Origin of the sequence: Sphingomonas sp., from assembly GCF_019746015.1 — a bacterium.
GTDB lineage: Bacteria > Pseudomonadota > Alphaproteobacteria > Sphingomonadales > Sphingomonadaceae > Sphingomonas.
The window spans coordinates 1-26,208 of the sequence record NZ_JAIESM010000091.1 but is presented as its reverse complement, the minus strand read 5'-3'; the positions used below and the strand labels follow the sequence as shown (position 1 = coordinate 26,208).

The 26,208-nt window shown below is 68.0% G+C and carries 27 protein-coding genes and 1 rRNA gene; 20 read left to right on the top strand and 8 right to left on the bottom strand.

Features of this window, described 5'->3' with window-relative positions; translation table 11 throughout:
- From K2Y03_RS12385 to K2Y03_RS12360, 6 genes are all read left to right on the top strand, one after another.
- Positions 1–774, top strand: a 774-nt coding sequence (locus tag K2Y03_RS12385; protein ID WP_294091051.1) for a cell envelope biogenesis protein TolA, incomplete at its 5' end; no start/stop codon positions are given.
- A gap of 5 nt (positions 775–779) precedes the next feature.
- A complete protein-coding gene (tolB, locus tag K2Y03_RS12380) occupies positions 780–2,186 on the top strand; it encodes a Tol-Pal system beta propeller repeat protein TolB (RefSeq protein WP_294091048.1) in 1,407 nt (468 codons plus the stop codon).
- A 42-nt stretch (positions 2,187–2,228) separates the two neighbouring features.
- Positions 2,229–2,744 carry a peptidoglycan-associated lipoprotein Pal gene (pal, locus tag K2Y03_RS12375; RefSeq protein WP_294091047.1) on the top strand — a complete coding sequence of 172 codons (516 nt, stop codon included), beginning with the start codon at positions 2,229–2,231 and terminating at the stop codon, positions 2,742–2,744.
- Between the two features lie 253 nt (positions 2,745–2,997).
- Entirely contained in the window at positions 2,998–3,903 is a 906-nt protein-coding gene (locus K2Y03_RS12370) for an SPFH domain-containing protein (protein ID WP_294091046.1), read from the top strand.
- Between the two features lie 6 nt (positions 3,904–3,909).
- Positions 3,910–4,128 (top strand): toxin-antitoxin system HicB family antitoxin, encoded by a 219-nt coding sequence (locus tag K2Y03_RS12365; RefSeq protein WP_294091045.1) that lies wholly within the window; start codon positions 3,910–3,912, stop codon positions 4,126–4,128.
- Entirely contained in the window at positions 4,128–5,099 is a 972-nt protein-coding gene (locus K2Y03_RS12360) for an alpha/beta fold hydrolase (RefSeq protein WP_294091044.1), read from the top strand. The genes K2Y03_RS12365 and K2Y03_RS12360 overlap by 1 nt, the downstream gene beginning before the upstream one ends.
- Before the next feature lie 131 nt (positions 5,100–5,230).
- Here K2Y03_RS12360 and K2Y03_RS12355 read toward each other — a convergent pair whose 3' ends face one another.
- Genes K2Y03_RS12355 through K2Y03_RS12345 form a run of 3 tightly spaced genes read right to left on the bottom strand, consistent with a single transcriptional unit; the run spans position 5,231 to position 8,186 of the window.
- A complete protein-coding gene (locus K2Y03_RS12355; RefSeq protein ID WP_294091043.1) occupies positions 5,231–6,076 on the bottom strand; it encodes a S1/P1 nuclease in 846 nt (281 codons plus the stop codon).
- Positions 6,073–6,996 carry an isoaspartyl peptidase/L-asparaginase gene (locus K2Y03_RS12350; protein ID WP_294091042.1) on the bottom strand — a complete coding sequence of 308 codons (924 nt, stop codon included), beginning with the start codon at positions 6,994–6,996 and terminating at the stop codon, positions 6,073–6,075. The genes K2Y03_RS12355 and K2Y03_RS12350 overlap by 4 nt, the downstream gene beginning before the upstream one ends.
- A 26-nt stretch (positions 6,997–7,022) precedes the next feature.
- A complete protein-coding gene (locus tag K2Y03_RS12345; RefSeq protein ID WP_294091041.1) occupies positions 7,023–8,186 on the bottom strand; it encodes an acyltransferase family protein in 1,164 nt (387 codons plus the stop codon).
- A 108-nt stretch (positions 8,187–8,294) separates the two neighbouring features.
- On the opposite strand from K2Y03_RS12345, the gene ispG reads away from it, so the two are divergent.
- The 6 genes from ispG to K2Y03_RS12315 all read left to right on the top strand — a co-directional run bounded on the left by ispG (position 8,295) and on the right by K2Y03_RS12315 (position 12,084).
- Positions 8,295–9,422 (top strand): flavodoxin-dependent (E)-4-hydroxy-3-methylbut-2-enyl-diphosphate synthase, encoded by a 1,128-nt coding sequence (ispG, locus tag K2Y03_RS12340; RefSeq protein WP_294091040.1) that lies wholly within the window; start codon positions 8,295–8,297, stop codon positions 9,420–9,422.
- A gap of 2 nt (positions 9,423–9,424) precedes the next feature.
- Positions 9,425–9,745, top strand: coding sequence for a multidrug efflux SMR transporter (locus tag K2Y03_RS12335; protein WP_294091039.1), 321 nt, complete (start codon positions 9,425–9,427; stop codon positions 9,743–9,745).
- Positions 9,746–9,814: 69 nt separating this feature from the next.
- Positions 9,815–10,306 (top strand): TIGR02281 family clan AA aspartic protease, encoded by a 492-nt coding sequence (locus K2Y03_RS12330; RefSeq protein ID WP_294091038.1) that lies wholly within the window; start codon positions 9,815–9,817, stop codon positions 10,304–10,306.
- 73 nt (positions 10,307–10,379) lie between these two features.
- On the top strand, positions 10,380–11,255 hold the full coding sequence (locus K2Y03_RS12325; RefSeq protein ID WP_294091037.1) for a DMT family transporter: 876 nt from the start codon (positions 10,380–10,382) through the stop codon (positions 11,253–11,255).
- Positions 11,252–11,725: a GNAT family N-acetyltransferase gene (locus tag K2Y03_RS12320; RefSeq protein WP_294091036.1), complete on the top strand. Its 474-nt coding sequence runs from the start codon at positions 11,252–11,254 to the stop codon at positions 11,723–11,725. Before K2Y03_RS12325 ends, K2Y03_RS12320 begins: the two co-directional genes overlap by 4 nt.
- Entirely contained in the window at positions 11,725–12,084 is a 360-nt protein-coding gene (locus K2Y03_RS12315) for a TfoX/Sxy family protein (protein ID WP_294091035.1), read from the top strand. The genes K2Y03_RS12320 and K2Y03_RS12315 overlap by 1 nt, the downstream gene beginning before the upstream one ends.
- A gap of 281 nt (positions 12,085–12,365) precedes the next feature.
- On the opposite strand, the gene ppa is transcribed toward K2Y03_RS12315, so the two are convergent.
- The 3 genes from ppa to K2Y03_RS12300 form a co-directional block, all read right to left on the bottom strand.
- Positions 12,366–12,908, bottom strand: coding sequence for an inorganic diphosphatase (gene ppa / locus K2Y03_RS12310; protein WP_294091034.1), 543 nt, complete (start codon positions 12,906–12,908; stop codon positions 12,366–12,368).
- A gap of 50 nt (positions 12,909–12,958) precedes the next feature.
- Positions 12,959–14,857, bottom strand: coding sequence for a peptidase M61 (locus K2Y03_RS12305; RefSeq protein ID WP_294091033.1), 1,899 nt, complete (start codon positions 14,855–14,857; stop codon positions 12,959–12,961).
- Between the two features lie 64 nt (positions 14,858–14,921).
- The gene (locus K2Y03_RS12300; RefSeq protein ID WP_294091032.1) at positions 14,922–15,569 is read right to left on the bottom strand and encodes a DUF1345 domain-containing protein; all 648 of its coding nucleotides are present in this window, start codon (positions 15,567–15,569) and stop codon (positions 14,922–14,924) included.
- A gap of 85 nt (positions 15,570–15,654) precedes the next feature.
- On the opposite strand from K2Y03_RS12300, the gene hisS reads away from it, so the two are divergent.
- The 6 genes from hisS to K2Y03_RS12270 all read left to right on the top strand — a co-directional run bounded on the left by hisS (position 15,655) and on the right by K2Y03_RS12270 (position 22,896).
- Positions 15,655–16,899 carry a histidine--tRNA ligase gene (gene hisS / locus K2Y03_RS12295; RefSeq protein ID WP_294091031.1) on the top strand — a complete coding sequence of 415 codons (1,245 nt, stop codon included), beginning with the start codon at positions 15,655–15,657 and terminating at the stop codon, positions 16,897–16,899.
- Positions 16,896–17,975 (top strand): peptide chain release factor 1, encoded by a 1,080-nt coding sequence (prfA, locus tag K2Y03_RS12290; protein WP_294091030.1) that lies wholly within the window; start codon positions 16,896–16,898, stop codon positions 17,973–17,975. The genes hisS and prfA overlap by 4 nt, the downstream gene beginning before the upstream one ends.
- Complete coding sequence (gene prmC / locus K2Y03_RS12285) at positions 17,968–18,798, top strand: peptide chain release factor N(5)-glutamine methyltransferase (protein WP_294091029.1); 831 nt, start codon at positions 17,968–17,970, stop codon at positions 18,796–18,798. Before prfA ends, prmC begins: the two co-directional genes overlap by 8 nt.
- A 266-nt stretch (positions 18,799–19,064) precedes the next feature.
- Positions 19,065–19,775 (top strand): DUF4167 domain-containing protein, encoded by a 711-nt coding sequence (locus tag K2Y03_RS12280; RefSeq protein WP_294091028.1) that lies wholly within the window; start codon positions 19,065–19,067, stop codon positions 19,773–19,775.
- A gap of 116 nt (positions 19,776–19,891) precedes the next feature.
- Positions 19,892–21,376, top strand: coding sequence for a DUF4139 domain-containing protein (locus K2Y03_RS12275; RefSeq protein ID WP_294091027.1), 1,485 nt, complete (start codon positions 19,892–19,894; stop codon positions 21,374–21,376).
- Positions 21,376–22,896, top strand: a complete 1,521-nt coding sequence (locus tag K2Y03_RS12270; RefSeq protein WP_294091026.1) for a hypothetical protein — start codon at positions 21,376–21,378, stop codon at positions 22,894–22,896. Before K2Y03_RS12275 ends, K2Y03_RS12270 begins: the two co-directional genes overlap by 1 nt.
- 166 nt (positions 22,897–23,062) lie before the next feature.
- Here the strand turns inward: K2Y03_RS12270 and K2Y03_RS12265 are convergent, their stop codons facing one another.
- The gene (locus tag K2Y03_RS12265; RefSeq protein ID WP_294091025.1) at positions 23,063–23,332 is read right to left on the bottom strand and encodes a hypothetical protein; all 270 of its coding nucleotides are present in this window, start codon (positions 23,330–23,332) and stop codon (positions 23,063–23,065) included.
- Positions 23,333–23,418: 86 nt separating this feature from the next.
- On the opposite strand from K2Y03_RS12265, the gene K2Y03_RS12260 reads away from it, so the two are divergent.
- Positions 23,419–23,847, top strand: coding sequence for a CBS domain-containing protein (locus K2Y03_RS12260; protein ID WP_294091024.1), 429 nt, complete (start codon positions 23,419–23,421; stop codon positions 23,845–23,847).
- A 174-nt stretch (positions 23,848–24,021) separates the two neighbouring features.
- Here the strand turns inward: K2Y03_RS12260 and K2Y03_RS12255 are convergent, their stop codons facing one another.
- Positions 24,022–25,503, bottom strand: a complete 1,482-nt coding sequence (locus K2Y03_RS12255; protein WP_294091023.1) for a lipopolysaccharide biosynthesis protein — start codon at positions 25,501–25,503, stop codon at positions 24,022–24,024.
- A 434-nt stretch (positions 25,504–25,937) separates the two neighbouring features.
- Between K2Y03_RS12255 and K2Y03_RS12250 the strand changes: the two genes are divergently transcribed.
- Positions 25,938–26,208: ribosomal RNA gene (locus K2Y03_RS12250) — 16S ribosomal RNA — on the top strand; the annotation flags it as partial.

Genomic DNA, 26,208 nt, shown 5'->3' with positions numbered 1-26,208 from the left:
CCGGTCACGCCGGTTGATGTGTCGCTGGTCGATGAGGTCGGGCTGCGCGCGACGGCACCGGCGACGGTGGAGGAGCCTGCGCCCTCGAAAGCGCCGGAGGATGGACCGACCGAAAAGGCAGCCGCCCCTGCGCCCGCGCCGACCCCGCCCGAACCCGCACCGACACCGGCGCCCCGGCCGGCCCCCGCCGCCAGCGCCAAGCCGGCCGAGGTGGCGCTCCCCAAGCCGCCCAAACCCACCGCGCTCGCCAAGGAGGCGCTGCCTGCGAAGCCGGCGCCGCGCGCGGCCGCGCCCGCCACCACGCCGCCCGCGAAGCCGGGGGCCGGGCGCAGCGCCACCGCCACCCGCCCGACGCCGCGCGGCGCGATTGTCAGTGCAGAGGCGCTCGAAGGGCTGATCGACCGCCCCGCGCCCGGCAAGGCGGTGGTGCCGCGCGCGGCCGTGATCGACCCGAAGGCGCTCGCCGGCATTCAGGATGCGATCCGCCGCCAGATTCAGCCCTGTGCCGACCGGCAGGTGAACCCGGGGCCGGGCGCCAACCAGATCGTCACCACGCTCAACCTGCGCCTCAACCGCGACGGCTCGCTGGCCGCCGATCCGACGGTTGTGCGCCAGTCGGGCGTTGATGATGATAATGAGCGTTACCGGCGCCGCGTGATCGATCTGGGCGTTGCCGCGTTCAAGGGGTGTTCGCCGCTCCAGTTGCCGCCCGAATTTTACCAGACGGCCAATGGCGGCTGGAGCAACATCAATTATAACTGGCAGTTACGGTGAGGGTGATGCGCAGATCGACAGGCTGGATGATGGGGGCAATCGCGGCGCTGGTGGCGGCGCCGCTGATCGCGCGCCCGCAAAGCGCGCAGCCGCCGGCGCAAACTCCCCAGCCCGGCCAGCCCGGCACGGTGCCCCCGGGCCAGCAGCCGCCGCCGCTCGAAGTGTCGGTCACCGGCGGCGTCTCCGCCCCTCTCCCCATCGCCATTCCCACCCTGCCGGCGGCGGCGAGCGTCGCGACGGCGGCCGGCTCCACCGACGAGCTGGGCTATAAGCTCGCGCAGGTGATGACGGCGGACCTGAAGAATAGCGGGCTGTTCACCCCGCTCGGCGCCGACCGGCTGAAGCCGGTGGCCTTTGACGAGGTGGCCGCCCCCCAGTTCGATTATTGGGGCGGCACCGGCGCACAGGCACTGGTGCAGGGCTTTGTCCGCGCCAATGGCGATGGCACGCTGACGGTGGGCTGTTACCTGTACGACGTGTCGGCGCGCACCGAGCTGGCGCGCCAGGGCTTTGTCGTCTCGCCGGCCGACTGGCGCCGCGCCGCGCACAAATGCGCCGACACCATTTATACCCGGCTGACCGGCGAAGGCCCCTATTTCGACAGCCGCGTCGTCTATGTCTCCGAAACCGGGCCGAAGGGGCGCCGCATCAAGCGGCTGGCGATCATGGACCAGGACGGCGCCGAGCACCGCTTCCTGACCAACGGCCAGTCGATCGTGCTGACCCCGCGCTTTGCCCCCAGCCAGCAGTCGATCGTCTATATGAGCTATGTCGACGACCGGCCGCGTGTGTACGTCTATGATCTGGGCAGCGGGCGGCAGCGGCTGATCGCGGAAAATGCCAGCCTCACCTTCGCGCCGCGCTTCTCGCCCGATGGCCGCTATATCCTGTTCTCGATGGCGGTGGCCGGCAATACCGACATTTACCGCGTGCCGGTTGCCGGCGGCGCGGCGCAGCGGCTGACCAATGCGCCTGGCATCGACACCGGCGGCAGCTATTCGCCCGATGGCAGCCGCATCGTGTTCGAAAGCGACCGGTCGGGCAGCCAGCAGCTCTATGTGATGAACGCCGACGGATCGAACCCGCGCCGCATCAGCTTTGGCGGCGGCCGCTATGCGACCCCGGCGTGGAGCCCGCGCGGCGACCTGATCGCCTTTACCCGCATTGCCGGCAATTTCCGCATCGGCGTGATGACGCCGTCGGGCGGCGGCGAGAAATTGCTGACCGATGACTGGCAGGATGAAGGCCCCACCTGGTCGCCCAATGGCCGGGTGCTGATGTTCTTCCGCTATTATCAGGGCAGCTCCGGCCGCGCCGACCTGTGGTCGGTGGACCTGACCGGGGTTAACCTGCGCAAATTGCCGACTCCGCTCGACGGGTCGGACCCGAGCTGGGGGCCGCTTCGGCCCTGACAGGTGCGCGCCACGGCCGGCGCTGGTTCAAGGAGAATGGTAATGGCCAAGCTGACGACCAAGCTGATGATCACCGCCGCGCTGCTGGCGACCGGCGCGTGCGCAACCAAAAAGCCCGAAGACCGGGCGCCGGTGCCGACCTATGCCGAACCGGCCCGGCCGCAGACCAGCGCACCCCAGGGCGACAGCATCCGCCCGGGATCGGCCGAGGATTTCAAGCGCTCGGTCACCAGCGACACGATCCGCTTCGCGCTCGACAAATATGACATTGACGACGAGTCGCGCGCGACGCTGGACAGCCAGGCGGCGTGGCTGGCCCGCTATCCGCAGGTGCGTGCGACGATCGAGGGGCATTGCGACGAACGCGGCACCCGCGAATATAATCTGGCGCTGGGCGACCGGCGCGCCAATGCCGCCAAAAATTATCTGTCGGCCAAGGGCATCGACCCCGCGCGGATGACGACGATCAGCTATGGCAAGGAACGCCCGCTGGCGCTGGGCTCGGACGAGGCAAGCTGGGCGCAGAACCGCCGCGCGGTGACGATCGTCATCAACTGAAGGTGCACGCGGCAGGCATCACGGGGGGTAGCGGCGACCACCGCTGCCCCCCTTTTTCATGGGGCGGGGCGGGGCAAAGCACCACGTCGCCCCGGCCCCCGAGCCGGGGCTTGGCTTCTTCTTCGGCCGACGCAAGGCAGCCTGGCCCCGGCTCAAGGCCGGGGCGACGGATCAGGTTGACATCCCCGCCCACGCCCCTTGCATCCGCCACAAAATGATATAAATATGATATCATAATTAGGGAGTGACCTTGATGACTGATTCGTCTCGTCCTGCCGCGCTCAATGCCAGCCGCGAAGCGCGCGCGGCGACCAGCAGCGGCTATGCGATGCTGTTTACCGCGCTGGTCCTGATGCTGGTGGCGGGCGCGATTGTGCTGCTCGTGGCCAATGACATGGTCGGCCCGCTGGCGCTGATTGTCGCGGCGCTCGCGCTGTTCGGCTTCGTGATGGTGATTTCGGGCTTTTATCTCATCAACCCCAATGAAGCGGCGGCGATCCAGCTGTTCGGCACCTATCAGGGCACCGATCGCACTGCCGGGCTGCGCTGGGTGCTGCCCTGGTATTCGAAGAAGAAGATTTCGCTGCGCGCGAACAACCTGATTTCGGACAAGATCAAGGTCAACGATCTGCGCGGCAACCCGATCGAGATTGCCGCGCAGGTGGTGTGGCGCGTGACCGACACCGCACAGGCGCTGTTCGATATCGACGATTACAAGGCGTTCGTCGTGGTGCAGATTGAGGCGGCAGTGCGTACGATTGGCGCGCGCTATCCCTATGACGATTTCGAGCATCACGAGGTGACCCTGCGCGGCAACCACGACCAGGTGGGTGCCGAGCTGCGCGACGAGCTGATGAAGCGGCTGGCGATTGCCGGCATCACGGTTGACGAATGCGGCTTCACCCATCTGGCCTATGCGCAGGAAATCGCAGGCGCGATGCTGCGCCGGCAACAGGCGGAAGCCGTGGTCGCCGCGCGCAAGACGTTGGTCGAGGGCGCGGTCGGCATGGTCGAGATGGCGCTCGACATGCTGTCGGCCAAGAATGTCGTCGAGCTGGATGACGAGCGCCGCGCGGCGATGGTCTCCAACCTGATGGTGGTGCTGTGCGGCGAGCGTGATACCCAGCCCGTCGTCAATACCGGCTCGCTCTACCAGTAATGCCCGATGTCGAATGCGCGCAAACCCTTCCCGCTTCGCCTCGATCCGCTGCTCCACGCCGCGGTCGAGCGGACGGCGACGGGCGACCTGCGCAGCGTGAATGCCCAGATCGAAGTGCTGCTGCGCGAGGCGCTGGCCCGGCGCGGCGTGAAACTGGCGGCGCCCGTTCCGACCCGGCGCGGCCGCCCACCCAAGGAAGCACCCCAAGGAGGGACAAGGCAATGATGAGGTTCCTGTCAGCCGCCGCCCTGTTGATTGCCGCACCTGCCGCCGCGCAGGCCCCGGCCGGCGCCGGCCCGGCCGAGACGGTGCTTACCGTTCCCGGCCCCCGCGCGCCGCTCGCCGGCACCTTGCTCGCCCCGCCGGGCGCGGCGGCCGTGGTGGTGATCATTCCCGGCTCCGGCCCCACTGACCGCGATGGCAACAACCCGCCGGGCGGCATCCGCGCCCAGCCCTACAAGCTGCTGGCCGAGGGGCTGGCCGCGCGCGGCATCGCCAGCGTGCGCATCGACAAGCGCGGCCTGTTCGGCAGCGCGGCCGCCATCCCCGATCCCAATGCGGTGACGATTGCCGATTATGCGGCTGACGCGCGCGCCTGGGCCGGGGCGGCGGCACGGGCGACGGGGCGCAAATGCGCCTGGATCGCCGGCCATAGCGAGGGCGGGCTGGTCGCGCTCGCCGCGATGGCAAGCCCTGCGCCCGAGATTTGCGGGCTGATCCTGCTGGCAACACCGGGCCGCCGGATGGGGCTGGTGATCCGCGACCAGCTGCGCGCCAACCCGGCCAATGCGCTGCTGCTGCCCCAGGCCGAAGCGGCGCTCACCAAGCTGGAGGCCGGGCAGCGCGTGGATGTGGAGGGGCAGCACCCCGCCGTGCAGCAGCTCTTCAACCCTGCGCTGCAGGGCTATTGGATCAACCTGCTCGCGCAGGACCCGGCGGCCGAAATCGCCCGCGTCACCGCGCCGGTGCTGATCGTCCAGGGCGGGCGCGACCTGCAGGTGAGCGAGGGCGACGCGCGCGCGCTGGCGGCGGCGCAACCGGCGGCGCGGCTGGTGCTGCTGCCCCAGGCAAACCATGTGCTGAAGCCGGTCGGCCCGACGCGCGACAGCAACATCGCCGCCTATCGCGACCCCGCGCTGCCGCTCGACCCGGCTCTGGTGCCGGCGATCGCCGATTTCGTGCGGCAGGCGCGTTAGGGTTGATTGCAATTACGAAACTTTCCGTCGCCCCGGCCCCCGAGCCGGGGCTTGGCTTCTTTTTCTGCAGCCGCAAGGCAGCCTAGCCCCGGCTCAAGGCCGGGGCGACGGGTTTGTGCGGCGCTTACACCCTACCCAAACGCCTGATCGAGCAGCCGTGCAAGCCGCAGCCCTGCGCGCTTGATCTGCAGCCGCTGCACCGGCACCGCCGCCTCGATCGCGGCCTCGTTCAGCGTCACCCGCTCGGTCGGCGTGGGCCGTGCGCAAAAGCCTTCGCCCAGCGAACTCGGATAGACGAAGTTTTTCGCAATCTCATAGCTTTCGTGGCTCCAGTCGGCCGTGGTGCCGGCGGCCACGGCCCGCGCTTCGGCGCGCGGATAGCGGCGGACCAGGTTCGGCCCTTCGGTAATCGCGCGCTCGGCCAGCACCCCGTCCCAGATGCCGTGCAGGTTCAGCCGGTCGGGCGCATAGCTGCCATAGGCGGCCTTGATCGCATTGCCGCCCTGGTCGTTGTGCGAGCCCGAATGCAGCGGCATGTGCAGATCGCCGACGAAATGGACGAGGAAAGCGAGCGCCTCCGCCCGCTGCTTCACCGGCAGGCGCCGGTCCTGCAGCAGCTTTACGTCGCGGTCGATCTGGGCGGAGACGCAATTGTCGTCGCGGCAGGCGGCGGCCAGGTCGAACATGCCGCACACGTCGAGCGTCTGATAATGCCAGGGGCTGGCATAGTCATAACGCTCTTTATAGCGGGCGCGCACGCAATCGGGCCACACGCTCAGATCGTTAAGCGTCTTGGTCGCGCAGTCGGGCGTGTCGACGGCGGCGGCCTGGCGCACCAGCGCGAGCACGCGCGCGCGCGTTTTGGCGGAGACGTTCTTCAGCGCGATCTGCGCCACGCTGTTATGGCCATATTGGCCGTACGCCAGCGCAGGGGCCGAAGTGGCCAGCAGCAGCAGCGCGAGCAGGGGGCGGATCATGCGTCATCCTCCGGTCCGAAAATGCCGACATGCGCCGGGCTGTCGGCGCTGATGCGCCCCCGGAACATGCCGGGCGTGGTAAAGGCCCAGTGCGCGCGGCCGCCGGGCGCCGCCACGATCACCCCGCCGGTGCCGCCCAGCGCCTGCACATCGCCCAGCACATCGGCCACCGCGGCTTCGATGCTCTGCTCGCCCAGCCGGAGTCGTGCGGCAATTTCGTGCCCCACGCCCGCGCGGATGAAGAACTCGCCCGAGCCGGTGGCAGAGACCGCGCAGGCGCGATCATCGGCATAGGTGCCCGCGCCGATCAGCGGCGTGTCGCCGATCCGGCCCCAGCGCTTGCCGGTCACCCCGCCGGTGGAGGTGGCAGCGGCGACATGGCCATGCGCATCGGCGGCAACCGCGCCGACCGTACCATATTTCATCTCGGCATCGAACCAGCCATCGACCCGGGCGCGCAGCTCGGCCAGCTGGCGGCGGCGTTCGGGGGTGGCGAACCAGTCTTCGCCCGCCTGTTCCAGCGCCTGCTCGCGCGAAAACTGGTCGGCGCCGCTGCCGCTCAGCAGCACATGCGGCGTCTGTTCCATCACCCGCCGGGCCAGGCTGACCGGGTTCTTCGTGCCGCCGACACCGGCCACCGCGCCGGCCTGCCGCCCGCGCCCGTCCATGATCGCCGCGTCCAGGCAGACGCAGCCGTCATAGCTCAGCACCGCGCCGCGCCCGGCATTGAAATGGGGGTCGTCCTCCAGCACGCGCACGGCCGCCTCGACCGCGTCGAGCGCCAGGCCACCGCCGCGCAGCACCGCCGCGCCCGCCGCCAGCGCGGCGTTCAGCCCGGCGCGCGCACCCGCCGCCTGATCCGCCGGATAGTCGGCCGCGCGCAGGATGCCAGCGCCGCCATGCACCATCAGCGTCCACATCGACTCGCTCCCTTCAGCCCGCCCGGTCACGCCGCGACGCGCGGTCTAGCAGGGCGCGGCGCTTTGGAAAGCCTGAGCCCGATCAGCGGCCTGAGCGGCACGATCTCGCGCCCGAGGCGGTAGAACAGCCAGCAGCCCGCCGTCGTTGTCGCCAGCAGCACCGCGAATTCGGCGAGCGGGCCGATCCCCGCCCCCAGCAGCGCGCCCGCCACGCCGACGATGATCGTCTGGTGGATGATGTAGAAGGGAAACACCGCCTCGTTCAGCATCGCGCGGCCCGGCGCATCATGGTTCAGATAGCGGTCGGCAACGCCCAGCAGCGCCACCACCGAGCACCAGGACTGCACCGCGCGCACCATGCCGAACCAGAAATAATGATCGAGCGGGATCTGGCTCTTGAGGTAGATCGCCTCCACCGTCGCGACGATGCCATAAGCGACGCCTGCCAGCATGGCGGCGACGCGCCACCAGCGCCGGATCGCCGCCCAGACCGGCGCACTTTCGCGCAGTAGAAAGCCGAACAGGAACATCGGCAGATAGAGGCGGTGCGCGGGCAGATCGTTGAACAGGTCATGCGTTTCGGCAACGCCGGGGAAACTCCAGGCCCAATTGCCGACCAGCAGCGCCACCGGCACCAGAATGACCAGCGGGCCAGACAGCACCCAGCCCGCCGCCCGGCTCACCCCGGCGCGCGCCCGCGCCGGCAGCACCGCCAGCGCGACGCTCAGCAGCGCGGTATAGACGAACAGATAGACGACGAACCACAGATGCTGCCAGGTCGGCACCGAAATCCCGCTGATCTTGTGGATGTGGAAATAGTCGTTAGCCAGAAAATACCGGAAATCATGGGTATAGCCGTGCTGGGTGGTCAGCTCCACCCAGGGCTGGAGCGGGTTGATCACCGCCATCGCGAACAGCACCGGCGGCACCAGCCGCTTGGTGCGCCCCCAGAAGAAGCGGCCGGCATGTGGCTCACCCGCAAAGATCGCGCGGCTGGCATAGCCCGACACGACGAACAACAGGCTCAGCCGCCACGCGTTCAGCGCCTGCATCGGGATGGTGACCCAGTCGATGGGGTGCGCGGTCTTGGCGTGATAGGCCCAGGGCACGAACACCATGCCGATATGATAGAAGATCAGCAGGCCAAACGCGCCGATGCGCAGCCAGTCCATGCCGTAATGACGGGCCAAATCACTGCTCCTGCCGCACCCTGCGCACGGCTGCGGCGCTATCGTATCGACGCGCCCGCGATGCAACGCTATATCTGCGCGCAAACGCAACATTGAAGGATAGCAATCATGTCCGTTCGCCCGTGGCGCGACATTCAACGCCGCAAATGCCGCCAGATCATGGTCGGCAGTGTGCCGGTCGGCGGCGATGCGCCGGTTACCGTTCAGACGATGACCAACACGCCCACCTCCGACGCGAAGGCGACGCTCGACCAGATCCGCCGGTGCGAGGAAGCCGGCGCCGACATCATCCGGGTGTCGTGCCCCGATGTCGAATCGACCCAGGCCTTCAAGCAGATTGCCCGCGCGGCGCGCGTGCCGATCGTCGCCGACATCCATTTCCACTATAAGCGCGCGCTGGAAGCAGCGGATGCAGGCGCGGCCTGCCTGCGCATCAACCCGGGCAATATCGGCTCGGCCGACCGGGTGAAGGAAGTGGTTCAGGCGGCCAAGGCCAATGGCTGCGCGATCCGCATCGGCGTGAATGCCGGCAGTCTGGAAAAGGATCTGCTCGAAAAATATGGCGAGCCCTGCCCGGAGGCGCTGGTCGAATCCGCGCTCGACCATATCAAGCTGCTGCAGGACAATGATTTCCACGAATATAAGGTGGCGGTGAAGGCGTCCGACGTGTTCCTTGCGGTTGCCGCCTATCAGCAGCTGGCCGAAGCAGTCGATTGCCCGCTGCATCTGGGGATTACCGAGGCGGGCGGCTTTGTCGGCGGCACGGTGAAATCGGCGATCGGCATCGGCTCGCTGTTGTGGTTCGGCATCGGCGACACGATCCGCGTCTCGCTCTCGGCCGAGCCGGAAGACGAAGTTCGCGTCGGCTTTGAAATCTTGAAGAGCCTGGGCATCCGCAATCGCGGTGTCCGCGTCGTCAGCTGCCCCAGCTGTGCGCGCCAGGGCTTTGACGTGATCCGCACGGTGCAGACGCTGGAAGAGCGGCTGCAGCACATCCGCACGCCGATGTCGCTCAGCGTGCTGGGCTGCGTGGTGAACGGCCCCGGCGAGGCGCGCGAAACCGATATCGGCCTGACCGGCGGCGGCAATGGCAAGCATATGGTCTATCTGTCGGGCGTCACCGATCACACCGTCGAAAGCGCCGACATGATCGACCATATCGTCGACCTGGTCGAGAAAAAGGCGGCCGAGCTTGCCGCGGCGGAAGACGCGAAGGCGGCGGTGGCGGCGGAATAGGCGTGGCCTGGCTGCTGCTGGTGCTGGCCGGCCTGTTCGAGGTCGGCTTCACCACCTGCCTGCGCTACACTGACGGGATGCGCAACCTTGGCTGGAATGCCGGGTTTCTGGTGTGCGCGGTGCTGAGCTTCGGCTTGCTGGAACACGCAGCGAAAACCATTCCGCTGGGCACTGCCTATGCCGTGTGGGTGGGGATCGGAGCGATCGGCACCGTGCTGGTTGGGGTCGCCACCGGGGCGGAGACGCTGACGGTGGTGCGCGTGGCGCTGCTGGTCGGGCTGGTGCTGTGCATTGTCGGGTTAAAGCTGGCCGGCGGCGATTGACGCACATACACAATTTGTTTTCCATCTCGGTTAGGGTCGATCTTACCCGGCGCCGCTAAGAACCCGGCCATGCGCTTCGCGATGCTGGCAGTGGTGATTTTGGGGATGGCAATCGGCTTTCTGATGCCGGTTCAGCCGCCCGCCCCGGTTGCAGCCGCGCCCGCCACAACGGCGGTGCTGCGGCAGCGCCCGCCCGAGCCGCCGCAGGAAACCGTGATCGAGCGCCAGGACGGCCATTTCGTCGCCACCGCCGAAGTAAACGGGCAGCCGGTGCGCTTTCTGGTCGATACCGGCGCCGACACCGTCGCGCTGACGCAGGAAGATGCCCAGCGCGCCGGCATCGCGTTCGACCCCGCGCTGTTCACGGTTATCGGGCAGGGCGCCGCCGGCGAGGTGCGCGGCCAGCGGGTGACGATCGACCAGCTCTCGCTCGACGGCAAGCGCGCGCAGCGGGTGGGCGCGGTGGTGCTGGAGGGGAGCAGCCTGTCGTTGCTCGGCCACAGCTATCTGCGCGAGCTGCGCAGCGTCTCGATAGAAGGCGATACGATGCGCCTGCGCTGAGCCCGGCGCATGGTGGCGCCCGCTGCCGGCGCGGTGTAGCGATGGCGGCGTGAGTCGCGCTTCGGTTTCCCCCATGCTTGCCTTTGCCGCCGGCTGCACCGGCATCGCCACCTATTCGGTGATGGATGCGGTGATGAAGGCGCTGTCGATCGAAAGCGGCGCGTACAGCGCGCTGCTGTGGCGCTCGATCGCGGGGGTGGTGCTGACCGGCGCGATCTTCCTCGCCCGGCGCCAGCGCTGGCCGGGGCCGGCGGCGCTGAAGCTCCATGTCGCGCGCGGGCTGGTGACCGGGGGGTCGGTGCTGCTGTTCTTCTGGGGGCTGGTGCATGTGCCGATGGCGCAGGCGGTGGCGCTGACGTTCCTTGCGCCGCTGATCGCGCTGTTCCTGGCAGGGGCGCTGCTGGGCGAGCAAGTGGGGCGCGGCGCCGTGATCGGTTCGCTGGCGGCAAGCGGCGGCGTGCTGATGATCGCGGCGGGCCAGGTGCGTGGCGGCGGGGGCGAGGCGCTGTGGCTGGGCTCGGGCGCGGTGGTGCTGGCGTCGATCCTCTATGCGTACAGCCTCATCCTGCTGCGCCAGCAGGCGCAGGCCGCCTCGCCGCTGGAGGTGACCTTCTTCACCAGCGTGGTGCTGGGCGCGGCGTTGCTGCTAGGTGCGCCATGGCTGGCGGTGGCGCCCAGCATGGCCCAGCTGCCCTGGGTGGTGGTGGCGGCGGCGATCGGTTCGCTCTCCGCCTTTCTGATGGCCTGGGCCTATGCCCATGCGGAGGCGCAATTGCTCTCGATGGTGGAATATACCGCGTTCATCTGGGCCGCGATCCTGGGCTATCTGGTGTTTGGCGAGGCGGTGTCGCTGTTCACTGTGGCCGGCGCGGTGCTGATCGTCGGCGGCTGCGCGATTGCGGTGCGCGGCACCAGCACGCCGGCGCCGATGACGGAGGCGGCGGCATGATCCGCGCGGCAACCGCTGCCGATGCCGGGCTGATCCTGCGCTTCGTGCGCGAGCTGGCCGAGTATGAGCGCGCGCTCGACAAGGTGGTGGCGGACGAAGCGATGCTGGCCGCCGCGCTCGGCGCCACGCCGCCGTCGGCCGAGGCGCTGATCGCCGAAATGGACGGCGTGGCCGTCGGCATGGCGCTCTACTTCCACAATTTCTCCACCTGGACCGGGTGGCGCGGCCTGTATCTGGAAGACCTGTATGTAACGCCGGAAGCGCGCGGCGCGGGCATGGGCAAGGCGCTGCTGAAGGCGCTGGCGAAGATCGCGGTCGAGCGCGGCTGCGCGCGCTTCGAATGGCAGGTGCTGACGTGGAACACCCCGGCGATCGATTTCTACACCGCGATGGGCGCGGAAATCATGGAGGAATGGCGCACCTGCCGCGTTTCGGGCGCGGCGCTGGCGCGGCTGGCGGAGGGCGGCTGATGGCGTTCGATGCCGGCCTGGTCGGCTGGGTGGCGGAAGCGCTGGCGCCGCTCGGCGATGTCAGCCACCGGCCGATGATGGGTGGTGCGGCGCTCTATCTCGACGGCACGATCTTTGCCCTGGTCGACGGCGATGCGCTGTGGTTCAAGGCGGATGCCGAGAGCGACGCGGACTGGGACGCGATCGGCGCCGAGCGGTTCAGCTTCACCAAGGCCGATGGCCAGGTGGCGGTGATGCGCTACCGCCGTGCCCCCGACGATGTGTATGACGATGCCGACGCGATGCGCCACTGGGCCGCGCTGGCGGTGGCGGCCGGGCAGCGCGCGGCGGCTGCAAAGCGCCCGAAGCGGGGGGGATGACGCCGGGCGTCATCGCAACCCGTCGCCCCGGCCCCTGAGCCGGGGCTGGGCTTCTTTTTGGTCTGCGGCAAGTCAGCCTAGCCCCGGCTCAAGGCCGGGGCGACGGGTCTGGCTGGTCACCAATCGCGCCAGAACCTGTCCCGCCGACGCGAACTCCGTTTGTCCCGAGCACAGTCGAGGGACGCGATGCCAAGCGCGGCGCTGCGTGTCTCGATTGCGTGCGACCCGAACGGTGTTCGAACCTCAAGCCCCCTCACCCGAAGGAGAGGGATGCCGTGTGCTTACGCCGTCGCCTTCGCCGCCTGCTCGCGTTCGATCGCTTCGATCACGATCCGGCGTGCTTCGGCCGCGTCGCCCCATTTGCCGACGCGGACCCATTTTTCGGCTTCCAGGTCTTTGTAATGGGTGAAGAAATGCTCGATCTGCTGCAGCACGATCGAGGGCAGATCGGTGCGCTCACCCACGTCCGAATAATAAGGGAAAGTGGTGTCCACCGGCACGCAGATCAGCTTTTCGTCGCCGCCATGCTCGTCTTCCAGGTTGAGCACGCCGATCGGCCGCGCGCGCACGATGCAGCCCGGCACGAAGGGCGAGCGCGCGATCACCAGCGCGTCGAGCGGATCGCCATCGGGCGACAGCGTGTGCGGCACGAAGCCGTAATTGGCCGGATAGCGCATCGGCGTGTGCAGGATGCGGTCGACGAACAGCGCGCCCGATTTCTTGTCGAACTCATATTTCACCGGCTCGCCGCCGACCGGCACTTCGATGATGACGTTGAGGCTGTTGGGCGGGTCGTCGCCGACCGGCACCATGTCGATGCGCATTTGGTCCGTCCTTCACATGCTTGTGGGGCGGCCGGAAGCGACCGCGCCCGTTACTTTGGTGCGAGCAGCAGATCGAGCCCGGCCTCGCCCGCCCCGATCTTTTCGAGGCGCGGATAGCGCAGCCCCGCGCGATAGTCGATGCTGAACTGCTCGACCCGCTCGCCCTTGCGCGTGGTGAGTGTGATCGGCGTGCCTGCCTTCGCCGCGACAATCGCTTCCTTCAGCCGTTCCGGGCTATAGGCATAGCCGTTGACCGAGATCAGGTCGTCGCCCACGTCCATTCCCGCCTTGAACGCCGGGCCGCCCCACAGCACGCTCGACACATTGCCGCCGGCGCCCACCACCAGCCCGATCGAATAGGTGAGGTCGGTGATCCGCCGCTCGCGCTCGTTCAGCCGGAAATAGGGGCTGGGCGTGTCGGTGAAGACCAGCCGGTAGCCATTGCCCTCAAAACCTTTAAGCGGCGCCGGCGCTCCGGTTTCGGTCAGCCGCCGGGTGAGCAGCCCGGCCCAGTCATAGGGCTGGAGGGTGCTGAGCGTCTTCACCACATCGTCGAAGCTGTAGGTCACCGTGCCCCAGTCGCCATTATTGATGCCGAAAAAGGCGCGGGCGAAATCGTCCATCGATTTCGTGCCCTTCGATTCGCGGCGCAGGATCGAATCGACCTCCATCCACACCAGCAGGCCTTCGTTGTAATAATCCTCGCTGCGCTGCCAGCTCGACCAGGGCTTGGGCCGGCGATAGGCAATGATCGGATCGTTGGTGGTGTCGCCCAGCGGCCGCCACTGGCGCCCCGGCGCCGCCTCCAGCCCGGCGGCGATCATCGCATAGGCATCGAGCGTGTCCTGCTTGCTGAGCAGGCCCGAGCGCGCGCCCAGCACCAGCCCCCAGAACTGCGTCTGTCCTTCATAGACCCAGAGCAGCGAATTGCGCATCGGCTGGCGATAATCGGGGGTGAACAGGTCGGCGCCGCGCCGGAACTTGCCGTTCCAGCTGTGGGTGAATTCGTGCGGCAGCAGCCCGCGCGCCGGCGCGCTCGACGCCCAGTCGCTGAAATAGCCCGGCCCCACCCCATTTTCGGAACTGCGGTGATGTTCCAGGCCAATGCCGCCCAGTTCAGACGAAATGGCGAGCAGGAAATTGTAGCGGTCATAATGTTCGGCGCCGAACAGCTTTACCGCCTGCGTCACCAGCCGCTGATGCGCGGCAACCGCCTCGGGGCTGGCGTCCAGCTCCTTCGCCGAATCGGCAACGACGTTCAGCGTCACCCGGTCGCTCAACGGGAAGGCGCGGAAATGGCGCCCGGCGAACACCGGCGAATCAACCAGCGTCTCATAATCGGTGCGGTCATAGACATAGCGGTTGCCCTGGCGCTTCGCCGGCACCGCCGAGGCCGCCGTCCACCCTTCCGGATAGGTCACCACCGCCTCCACCGGAATGCCGCGGGTGAAATAGCCGGCCGGATAGACGCTCATCGAATTCCACTGCAGGTTCATCATCTCGGGCGTCATCACCACCCGGCCCTGATTGGCCTCGGTCGCCGAGACGAACATCAGCGACACCTCGATCGCGCTCACCCCGCGCGGCACCTCGATATGGAAGGCGGCCATGTCGACCGGGTCGCGCCGCCAGGGCAGGGCGCGGCCGCCGGCGCGGATCGCAAGTCCGGTCAGCTTTTCGATCTGCCCGGTGGTCGAATGATTGCCGGGCAGCCATTTGGGGAACAGCAGCACCATGTGCCCGGCGCGGGCCACCGGAATGATCTCGCGCGCGCGGAACACGCCCTGCCGCGTGTCGGTCGCGTCGATTTCCAGCTTGATCGTGCCGGGATAGGGCCGGTCCTGTGCGGCCGGAATGGTATCGACCACGGGCTGCGGCTGCGGCCGGGTGTTTTCAGCGGCAGCAGGCGCGGCAAGCAGCAGCGCGACAATCGGCAGGACACGGACCATGGACACCCCTTTGCGATGTGGTTTGCCATGGTTTCTGGCGTTCCGTTTCGGTGCCGTCCAGCCCCTACCCCACTTGGCCCAGCACGTTGATCGAAAAGGCCAGCACGCCGATGTTGAAGCCGAACGCCGCCACGCACTGGCCGATGACGACGCGGCGCATCGCGCTGGTGGTGATTTCGGTATCGCTGGTCTGAAAGGTCATGCCGAGCGTGAAGCTGAAATAGACAAAGTCCCAGTAAATCGGTTCCTGCCGGCCGGGGAAATGGATGCCGCCCTGATCCTGCCCGTCATCGCCGGGCCGGTAATAGAGATCGGCATAATGCAGCGCATAGACGGTATTGGCGAACAGCCAGGCGAGCGGCAGCGTGGCGATGACCAGCGCCAGCGTCAGCGGATTGCCCATCGCGCGGATTTCGCTGGCGACGGCGGCCAGCGTGGCCAGCACCACCGTGCTGGTGACAATTCGCAGCATCGTCGGGCTGGCGTCATAGGCGCGGGCATGGCCGCGCAGCATGTCTGCGCTTTGGCCGAGCAGCGGCACGACGCTCAGCAGAAACACCACACAGGCCGCGTCGAACGCCGCGAGCAGCCCGCGCGCCAGACCCAGCGTCGGTATGCCAAGCACCGCACCCAGCGCGAGCAGCAGGCAGAATGCCAGAAAACGCGGCGGCGCCAGATGTCGGGCGGAACGGGGTGGGCGTAGCGCGGCCATCCCCGCTCCCCTAGGCCAATTCGCCATGCGATGCGAGCCGCACCCTCTGGCGTTTCGTCGCGCGCCCGCCTAAATCCCGCCGCTTATGGCGCGCACCGACACCCCGAAACCCATTCGCGGCACCCAGGATATTTTCGGCGACGATCAGCGCCGCTTTCAGCGCGTGGTCGATGCGTTCGACCGGGTGCGCCGGCTCTATTGCTTTCAGCGGGTCGAACTGCCGGTGTTCGAGGCGACGGCGGTGTTCGCACGCTCGCTGGGCGAGACGACCGATGTCGTCTCCAAGGAGATGTACAGTTTTGAGGATCGCGGCGGCGATTCGCTCACCTTGCGCCCCGAATTCACCGCCGGCATCGCCCGCGCCTATCTGACCGAGGGGTGGCAGCAATATGCGCCGCTGAAGATCGTCTCGCACGGCCCCGTCTTCCGCTATGAACGCCCGCAAAAGGGGCGTTATCGCCAGTTCCACCAGATCGACGCCGAGGTGATCGGCGCGGCCGAGCCGCTCGCCGATGTCGAGCTGCTGGTGATGGCGGACCAGCTGATCCGCGAACTGGGCATAGCGGACGGGGTGACGCTCCAGCTCAACACGCTGGGCGATGCGGAGACGCGCCAGGCCTGGCGCGCGGCGTTGGTCGCGCATTTTACGGCGCATCGCGGGGACTTGAGCGAGGACAGCCTGGTGCGGCTGGACAAGAACCCGATGCGGATTTTGGACTCGAAGGACCCGCGCGACCGGCCGATTGCGGACGCAGCACCGGGGATCGACGGGTTTCTGAGCGCGGAAGCGGGCGCGTTTTTTGAAAGCGTCACGCGCGGGCTGGACGCGGCGGGCGTTGCCTGGACGCGCAACGACCGGCTGGTGCGCGGCCTCGATTATTACCGCCACACCGCGTTCGAATTCGTCACCGACCGGCTGGGCGCGCAAGGGACGGTGCTGGCGGGCGGTCGGTATGACGGGCTGATCGAAAGCCTGGGCGGCAATCCGACGCCCGGCGTGGGTTGGGCTGCGGGCATCGAGCGGCTGGCGATGCTGGTCGCTGACGTGGGTGGTGAACGGACTGAAGTCGTAATCGCGGTGGAAGATGATGCAGCGCTCGGGGCTGCATTACATTCACTGAAGCTTTTGCGCAGCAGTGGCTTGTCGGCCGAAATCGTTGCGACGGGTTCACCGAAGAAGCGATTTGACAAAGCGGTCAAGAAGAACGCGTGCGTGACCCTAAGCCTCACAGTTCGTGAAGGGATGCGTGCGACAAGCTCTGAAGATGACTTAGATTCATTGCGTCGAGTAGCTCAGATCATCCCAGTTGCCAACTTTCCGGCGTTATGACCACCATCTCGCCCGAACGCATTGCCCAGATTGCCGCACGCCGGGATGAGCTCCAGGCGCTGATGGCGACCGGCGATCTTTCGGGCGAGCGCTTCGTGCAGGTTTCGAAGGAATATGCCGAGCTTGAGCCGGTGGTCGCCGCCGCGAACGAGGTGCGGCGGCTGCGCGCCGAACTCGCGGTGCTGACCGACCTGGCCGAGGGGGACGAGGCCGATGGCGAGCTGAAGGCGATGGCGCGCGAGGAAATCACCGCCATCAAGGCGCGCCTGCCCGAAGCGGAGCGCGCGCTGGCGCTGGCGCTGCTGCCGCGCGACGCGGCCGATGAGCGCGCGGCGATGCTCGAAATCCGCGCCGGCACCGGCGGTGACGAAGCCGCGCTGTTCGCCGGCGACCTGCTGCGCATGTATCAGCGCTATGCCGATGCGCAGGGCTGGCGGGTGGAGCTGATCTCGGCGAGCGCGGCGGAACTGGGCGGCTACAAGGAAGTCGTCGCCTCGGTGGAGGGCAAGGGCGTGTTCGCGCGGCTGAAGTTCGAAAGCGGCGTCCACCGCGTGCAGCGGGTGCCGGCAACCGAAAGCGGCGGGCGCATCCACACCAGTGCGGCGACCGTCGCCGTGCTGCCCGAGGCGGAAGAAGTCGATGTCCAGATCGACGACAAGGACCTGCGCATCGACATCTACCGCTCGTCCGGCCCCGGCGGGCAATCGGTCAACACCACCGATTCGGCGGTGCGCATCGTCCATCTGCCGACCGGGCTGACGGTGATCCAGCAGGACGAAAAATCGCAGCACAAGAACAAGGCCAAGGCGCTGAAAGTGCTGCGCACGCGGCTTTACGAGATGGAGCGCGAGCGGCTCCATGCCGAACGCGCCGGCGCGCGCAAATCGATGGTCGGCTCGGGCGATCGCTCGGAGCGCATCCGCACGTACAATTTCCCGCAAGGGCGGGTGACCGACCACCGCATCAACCTGACGCTCCACCGCCTGCCCGAGATTTTGGAGGGCGAGATGGACGAACTGCTCGGCGCGCTGATTGCCGAGGACGAGGCCGAACGGCTGGCGAGCCTGGATGGCTGAGCCGGTCCGCGCGGCGCTGGCCGCCGCCGCGACCGCGCTCGCCGCGACCAGCGACACCCCCCGGCTCGATGCCGAACTGCTGATGGCGCACGCGCTGGGCTGCACGCGTGAGGACATGCTGCTGCGCCGGCTGGCGGCGCCGGCGCCGGCCGGCTTTGCCGCGCTGCTCGCCCGGCGGCTGGCGCATGAGCCGGTCGCCTACATCACCGGGTGCCGCGCCTTCTGGACGATCGAGCTGATCGTCGGCCCCGGCGTGCTAGTGCCGCGCGCGGACAGCGAAACGCTGATCGAGGCGGCGGTCGATCATTTCCGCGCCCGCAGCCCCGCGCGCCTTCTGGACCTGGGCACGGGGCCGGGCACGCTGCTGCTGGCCGCGCTTGCCGAATGGCCGGCGGCTGAGGGGTTGGGGATCGATGCGTCGGACACCGCGCTTGGCTATGCTGAGCGCAATGCGGCGGCGCTGGGGCTGGCCGGGCGCGCGACCTTCCGCCGGGGGGACTGGGCAGCCGGGGTGACCGGCCGCTTCGACCTGATCCTCGCCAACCCGCCCTATATCGGCACGGCGGAGCCATTGCCGGCGGAGGTTGCCGGCCATGAACCGGCGCGCGCGCTCTATGCCGGGGAGGACGGGCTCGACGCTTACCGCGCGCTCATTCCCCGATTGCCCGCGCTGCTCGCCCCCGGCGGCGTGGCGGTGCTGGAGATCGGCCATAAGCAGGCGGCACCCGTCACCGCGCTGCTGGCGGGGCAGGGGCTAGCGGCGACGCTGCGGCACGACCTGGGCGGCCGCCCGCGCGCGCTGGTGGCGGGTGTGCCGCAGTGATCGGCTTACTTTACATCTTTTTGCTTGGACAAACCCCAACGAGCGGCTATTCAACGGCCATGGGGCGCGGTTGATGGCTCGTGTGGCGGCATGCCAAGCGATCCAATATCGGCCATTCGCCTGATCCTGGTCCATTGTTCCGCTGCAGTCCGGCGGGCATGGCGGGTGCGGGGGTTGCCTTCATTCTGGGGCGATTCGTGCACCGGGGGCCTGCTCCCCCAAAGGGGCGTCGCCGCTATCGAGTTCTAGGGCACAAGGACAGTATTTTGATCAACAATCGTCAAGCCGGCCGCCGTCGCGGTCGTGGCGGTCAACGCTCGCAGGGTGGCAACCCCGGTCGGCCGGATACGGGCAACCGTATCGACAACCGCGCGCGCGGCAATGCCGCCCAGCTCCTGGAAAAATACAAGTCGCTCGCCCGCGACGCGCAGATGCAGGGCGACCGGGTAAACACCGAATATTATCTCCAGTTCGCCGATCATTACTTCCGCGTGCTGAACGAGAACCGCTCGCGGTTCGAGGATCAGCAGCGCCGCGCCCAGCCCGAAGCGTTCGAGGGCGAGGAAGATGATGACGATGTCGAGGTGATGGCCGACGACCGCGTCGACGGCTATCGCGGCAACGGCCATGGCAACGGCCAGAACGGCGCGCGCGACCAGCGCGGCGATCGTGACGGCGGCCGGCGCGAGATGGCGTTCCAGGCGAATGGCCATCCGCTGAACGGCGCCGATGATGCCGAGGCGATGCACGCCGATGGTGATGGCGATGACGAGGCACCGCGCAGCCGCCGCCGCAACCGCCGCCGCGAGACCGCGCCCGAGCTGACCGCCGCTGACGCCCCGGTGCCGGCCGCGATCGAACCTGATCGCCTGCCGCCGTCGCTGGGCGTGTCGACCGACGCTGCGCCCGATTTCGACGCCGAGCCCAAGCCCCGCCGTCGCCGCCGCGCGACCGAGAGCGAGGCGAGCGCCAGCTGAGTGTTGAAGACGGCACCAGCCCGCTCTCCCACACCCTAAGCGCTTGACCGGGCGGGCCGGGGCGATAGGTTTGCCCCGGGCGCCGCACCCCGGCCGCCCATGGCCGGGAGAGGGCAATGAAGCGTTTGGCGGCACTCTGGCTGGCGGGGCTTCCCGCCGCTCTTCTGGCGCAGTCCGCGTCGCCCGACGCGCCCGGTGCGCAGGGCGATGTCGCCATCACCATCTACAGCAACGATCTGGCGCTGGTGCAGGACAAGCGGATGCTGGCGCTCCCCAGCGGCCTCACCCGCCAGGATTTCCGCGACGTCTCCAGCCGCATCCGCCCCGAAACGGTGCGCCTGAGCGTGTCCGACGCCGACATTGTCGAGCAGAATTACGATTACGACCTGCTGTCGCCCTCTGCGCTGATGGACAAGGCGGTCGGCCAGACCATCACCATCGTGCGCACCAACCCCGCCACCGGCGCGGAAACGCGCGAACGGGCGCAGGTGCTCGCCGCCAATGAAGGCGTCATCCTGAAGATCGGCGACCGGATCGAGGTGCTGCGCGAGGACGGGCTGCCGGTGCGCGTGGTGTTCGATTCGCTGCCCCCCAATCTGCGCGCGCGGCCCACGCTGTCGGTAACGCTGGACAGCCGCCGCGCCGGCACGCGCCCGGCCACGCTCAGCTATCTGACCGGGGGTTTCAGTTGGCGCGCCGATTATGTCGCGCTGTTCGACGAGGGCAAGAACACGCTCGACATGCAGGGCTGGATCACGCTCAACAACCAGGGCGGCACCCGGTTCGACAATGCCGATGTCGTGCTGGTCGCCGGTCAGCCGGGCAGCGGCGACGAGGAGCAGCGCTATCGCCCGCGCCCGCGCGGCTATGCCCCGGGCAGCACGCCCGGCACCGAAAGCGCCGGGCGCGAGCGGCTGGGCGACTATTATCTCTATCCGCTGGGCCACCGCACCGCGCTTGCCGCCAACCAGCAGAAGCAGGTGAGCTTCCTGAGCGTGGACGGGGTGCCGGCGCGCAAGGTCTATCGCTATCGCAATGGCTGGCTGGGCCGCGCTGACGAGGCGCAGAGCGCGGCCACCGCCTATAGCTTTTCCAGCGCGAAGAGCGGCGGGCTGGGCGATGCGCTGCCCGCCGGCACGGTGCGGCTCTATGTGCGCGACGCCAAGGGCGCGCCGCAGTTCATCGGCGAAAATGCCATCGACCACACGCCGATGGGATCGGTGCTGTCGATCACCACCGGCGAGGCGTTCGACGTGAAGGTGCAGCCCATTGTCGACAAGCGCGAACGCATCACCAGCGATGTGTGGGAGCAGAGCCTGCGCTATCGCATCACCACCGACGGCCGGACGCGCGACGTGCGGGTGGATACGCCCTTGGTCTATTGGCGCACCGCGATGCGCTACAAGTTGACCAATGCGCGCGACGTGCCGGTGACGGTGGAAGTGGTGCAGGCAGGGCTCGACAATTACTGGGGCGACACCCGCGTGCCCAGCGAAAGCCAGCCCGGCACCCAGCGATCGCGCGACGAGCGGGTGTGGGAAGTGCGCGTGCCGGCGAACGGCACCGCCGAACTGACGGCCGTGTTCGACACGCGTTATTGATGCGCTGGCGGCGTGCCCTGTTGCTGTGTGCGCTGCTCTCGCCCGGCGCGGCGGCGGCGCAGGCGCCGATCACCTCGCCCGCGCCGGATGCGGTGGCGGTCACGCTTTACCGCGCGAGCGGCCGCGATGCCGAAACGCCGATCGACCGCGACCGTCCGCAAGGCTTTGCGCTCGTCACCGAAACGCGCACGCTGGTGCTGCCCGCCGGCCGATCGGTGGTGCGGTTCGAAGGGGTGGCGGGCAATATCTTTCCCGAAACCGCGCTGGTCGCGGGCCTGCCGGCCGGGGTGCGCGAGAAGAATCTCGACGCCGATCTGCTCTCCCCGCGCAGCCTGTACGACCGGGCGCTGGGCCGGCGGGTGATGATCCGCCGCACCGATGCCAAGACCGGGCGGGTGGTGGTGGAACAGGCGACCATCCGCTCCTCAGGCGAAGGGGCGGTGGTGATCGAGCGCGGCGGCGGCTTCGAGGCGCTGGGCTGCACCGGGCTGAACGAGGCGATTCTCTATCCAGAGGTGCCGCCCGGCCTGTCGGCAAAGCCCACCTTGTCGATCGAGCTGGACAGCCCGGCCGCGACCACGGCCACCGTCACGCTCACCTATCTGGCCGGGGGTTTTGACTGGCAGGCCGATTATCTGCTCCAGCTCTCGCCCGACGGGACGAGCGCCAGCCTGAACGCCTGGGCGACGCTGGCGTCGAGCGATGTCACCGCCTTTGCCGGCAGCGCCGCGCTGGTCGCCGGCCGCGTCAACCGCGAGGACAGCGATGCCGAGTCGCCGAGCGGCGACGAGCTTGAACTGGCCTGCTGGCCGGTCGGCGCGCCGCCGCCCCCACCGCCACCGCCGCCGCCGGTGATGCTGGCGGCACCGCCCATGGCAGCGCGGATGAAGAGCGAGGAAGCCAGCGATGTCATCGTCGTCGCCAGCACGCCCGTGGCGATTCGCGAGCAGCTCGCCGACCTCAACCTATACCGCGTGCCGGGCGCGGTGACGGTGGCGCCCCAGGCGCAGAAGCAGGTCGGGCTGCTCGCCCCGGCGCAGGTGGCGCTGAACGCCGTCTATCGCATGCGCACCAATGGCTATGTGGCGGGCACCAGCGACCTGGTGCTGCGGTGGACCAACAACCGCGCCAGCGGCCTGGGCGTGCCGCTGCCCGCCGGGCGGGTGGTGCTGTTCGGCAACGGGGCCAGCCGCCCGGTGCTGCTGGGCGAGGGGCATGTCGCCGACAAGGCGGTGGGCGAGAAGGTGGAGATCGAGGCCGGCACGCAGCCCGGGGTGCGCACCGACATCGTCCCGCTCGGCGATCCGGGGATCAGCCGGAGCCGGCGCTTCCGTCTCACCGTCACCAACGCGACGGCGGCGCCGATCCGCTATGAGGCCGAGTTCATTCTGGACCCGCAGCAGCGTTTCGGCGGCGCCGGTGCGCGGCTGCCGGTTCGCGATGGCCGCCCGCTGTGGCAGACGAGGGTGCCGGCCGGGGGCAGCGTGTCGCTGGACTATGTGCTGGCGGAGCGGCGCTAATTTGTTTTGAGCTTCGCTGAGGCGGTTCCAGCCCGCTCCCCCACCCGGGGCACCCCACAAAGTAATACTTTGTGGGGACCCCGACGGCCACCCAACGGCAGTATCATGTGGGTGGCCGGGTGGGGGAGCGGGCCGGCGCCGCCTCACTCAAACCGAAACCAACTCCCTATCCGCCGATCTGGTCATCATGGCCGGTGCCGGAGCTGAGGAACACCAGCCCCATCAGCGCCGCGCCCAGCATCATCGAGCCGCCAAAGCCGCCGACCGCCGCCGCGATCGTTACCCAGGACAGCGGGCCATAGAGCCAGTCGAGCGCGACCACCGCGGCTGCCACCACCGCGCACGTCACCAGCGCCATCCAGCGCAGGATGCGGCGATAGCGCGCCCAGGCAAAGGCGGCATAGGCGGGATCGTCCAGGCCATTGGGCTGCGTCATCGCTTCCCATTGGGCGCCAAAAGTGAAACTCTCAAGCGACAAGCGAGTCGGGGCAACACCCGGCCACAGGCAAGCAGGAGAGCGCCATGACGATCGCCGCAATACTCGCCGGCCGCGACCAGACGATCGAGTCGGTCACCCCCGCCACCACCGTGATGGCCGCTGCCCGGCTGCTCGCCGACAAGCGGATCGGTGCGCTGCCGGTGATGGAGGGCGACCAAGTGGTCGGCATTTTTTCCGAGCGCGACGTCATCCACGCGCTGAAGGAACATGGCGCCGCCGCGCTCGACACGATGGTGGGCGCGGCGATGACGGCGCCCGCCATCACTGTGAAGCCCGCCGATTCGGTGCTGGGCGCGCTGTCGCTGATGACGCGGCGGCGCATCCGCCATCTGCCGGTGGTGGAGGGCACGGCGCTGGTCGGGTTCGTCTCGATCGGCGACCTGGTCAAATACCGGATCGACCGGATCGAGGCCGATGCCGCGGCGATGCGGGATTATATCCAGAGCGTGTGATTCGTTCCGGCCGCACCAGCCCACTCCCCCGCCCGGTGACTCGTTTTTGGGCGGTGCCGGCCCACTCCCCCACCCGACCTCCCACACGATACTGCCGATGGGAGGTCGGGTGGGGGAGTGGGCTGGGGCGGTAACTGTTTCAGCCCCGCTGAAACGCTAAATAGAACATCTCGTTTACACTGCCACCGGCTGTCGGCGCAGTGTCTCGATCAGCTGGCTGAGCACGTCGCGCGCGAAAATCCACAGGAATGTCAGATAGATAGTGCCACCCAGTGGCACCAGCACGCCCAGCTGCGCCCAGGGCGTCATCACCGGTAGCGCGTGGGCGGCGGCGGCGACCGCCAGCCCCATCGCCAGCGCGGCCGCCAGCGGCGCGCTGATCGCGCCGGCAACTGCGGCAAACGGCACCCCCAGCACCGGCAGCGTCCGCCGCAGGCTGATCGCGATGTAGAGCGGGTAGGCGGACAGCCATGACAGCGCCAGCCCCTGTATCCCCCAATTGACCCCGACCAGATAGGCGGCGACCAGCAGCACGCCGCCGGTCGCGCCGTTGCGCACGCTCAGGCCCGGCCGGCCGATCGCGTCGCAGGCCGGCGCGATCAGCGTCTGAAAGGTCATGAACGGCATCGCAAAGGCCAGAATGCGCACCACCGGCACCGCTTCCGCCCATTGCTCGCCCAGCGCCGCGAGCACCAGCGGCTCGGCGGTCGCGGCCATGCCGGCATAGAAGGGCAGGGCGGCGGCCATGATGATGCCGACGCCGCGCACAAAGGCGCGGCCGACCGCGCCCTCATCCTCCTGCAGCCGGGCATAGGCGGCAAAGGCCACCTGGTTGAGCGGCGGAATCACCTTCGACACGAAGATCTGCGCCAGAAACAGGCTGGTGGTATAGATGCCCAGCAGATGCGGGTCGAACTGTCGGCCGGCGATGAACACATCGGCCTGGCTCTCGGCGAACCAGAAGATCTGCCCCGCCGCCATCAGCCCGCCATAGCGCGCCATGTGCCCGGCGCCGCGAAAATCGAAGCTGGGCCAGATCCATGCCCGCGCCGTCATCATCAGCCCGGCGCCGCGCACCGCGAACAGGATGATCGGCGCCCATACCAGCGTCCACACGCCCCAGCCGGCCAGCGCCCCGGCAAGGGCGGCGAGCGCGCCCGCCACCGAGCTCAGCACATCGGCCTTGGCCTGGGCGCGATATTCCATGCCGCGCGACAGCAACGCATAGGGCAGCGCAATGAACGGCGTCGTCGCATAGATCAGGCACTGCACGTGCAGCAGCGTCTCGATCATCGGCTGGCGGTAATAAGCAGCGGCAATCGGCGCGAGCGTGAACTGGATCGCGGCCAGCACGCCGTTCACCAGCAGCAGCATGCCGAACATCTGGCGGATCTTCTGCTCGCTCAGGTCCGGCTCGCGAATCAGCGCACTGGCCAGCCCCGCGCCGTTCAGCATGTTGAGCAGCAGGATCACCACCTGCGTCATCGCGAACAGTCCGTAATCGCTGGGGGCGAGGATGCGAATCACCATGAAGGTGCTCGCCCACTGGATCAGCTGGGCAAAAATCTGGCTGCCCGAACGCCACAGCACCGCCGATCGCACCTGGGTGCGCAGCGATTCCTGGGCAAGTCGTGACGATTCGGTCTGGGCGTCCATCGATTCCTTCCTGCCACCGCGCTCATTACAATGGCGTAAACCCTCGCATTTCTGCGGATTTTCGTGCGACCGTCAAAAAACTGAAAAAAGCCGTTGACGGCCCAAAACGCCTTCCATATATGCCCCTCCACCGCAGCGACGCTCCATTCGGTCCTGCCGCTACGGTCATCAAGAAACAGGCGCTCGCCCGCCCCGATAAAAAAAGGGGATTGGGAAGGCGTCGGTCTTTTGCGCTCTTTGACATTGTTAGTCGAGATGAAGGGACATGTGGGCGGCGGCCCCGGGTCCGGCAACCTCAGGGTGCCGGGTGCTCGGTCAAATCAAGCCGTTCCTATTGTCTCTTACACGTATCCATACGTGAAGATTTGTGCAGGAACGGCTCCCTGAGATGAGCTGCGCTGCCGGGCTTATTCCAGTCCGGTTGCGTGGGACATCAACTTGAGAGTTTGATCCTGGCTCAGAACGAACGCTGGCGGCATGCCTAACACATGCAAGTCGAACGAGACCTTCGGGTCTAGTGGCGCACGGGTGCGTAACGCGTGGGAATCTGCCTTTCGGTTCGGAATAACAGTTAGAAATGACTGCTAATACCGGATGATGTCGCAAGACCAAAGATTTATCGCCGAAAGATGAGCCCGCGTAGGATTAGCTAGTTGGTGTGGTAAAGGCGCACCAAGGCGACGATCCTTAGCTGGTCTGAGAGGA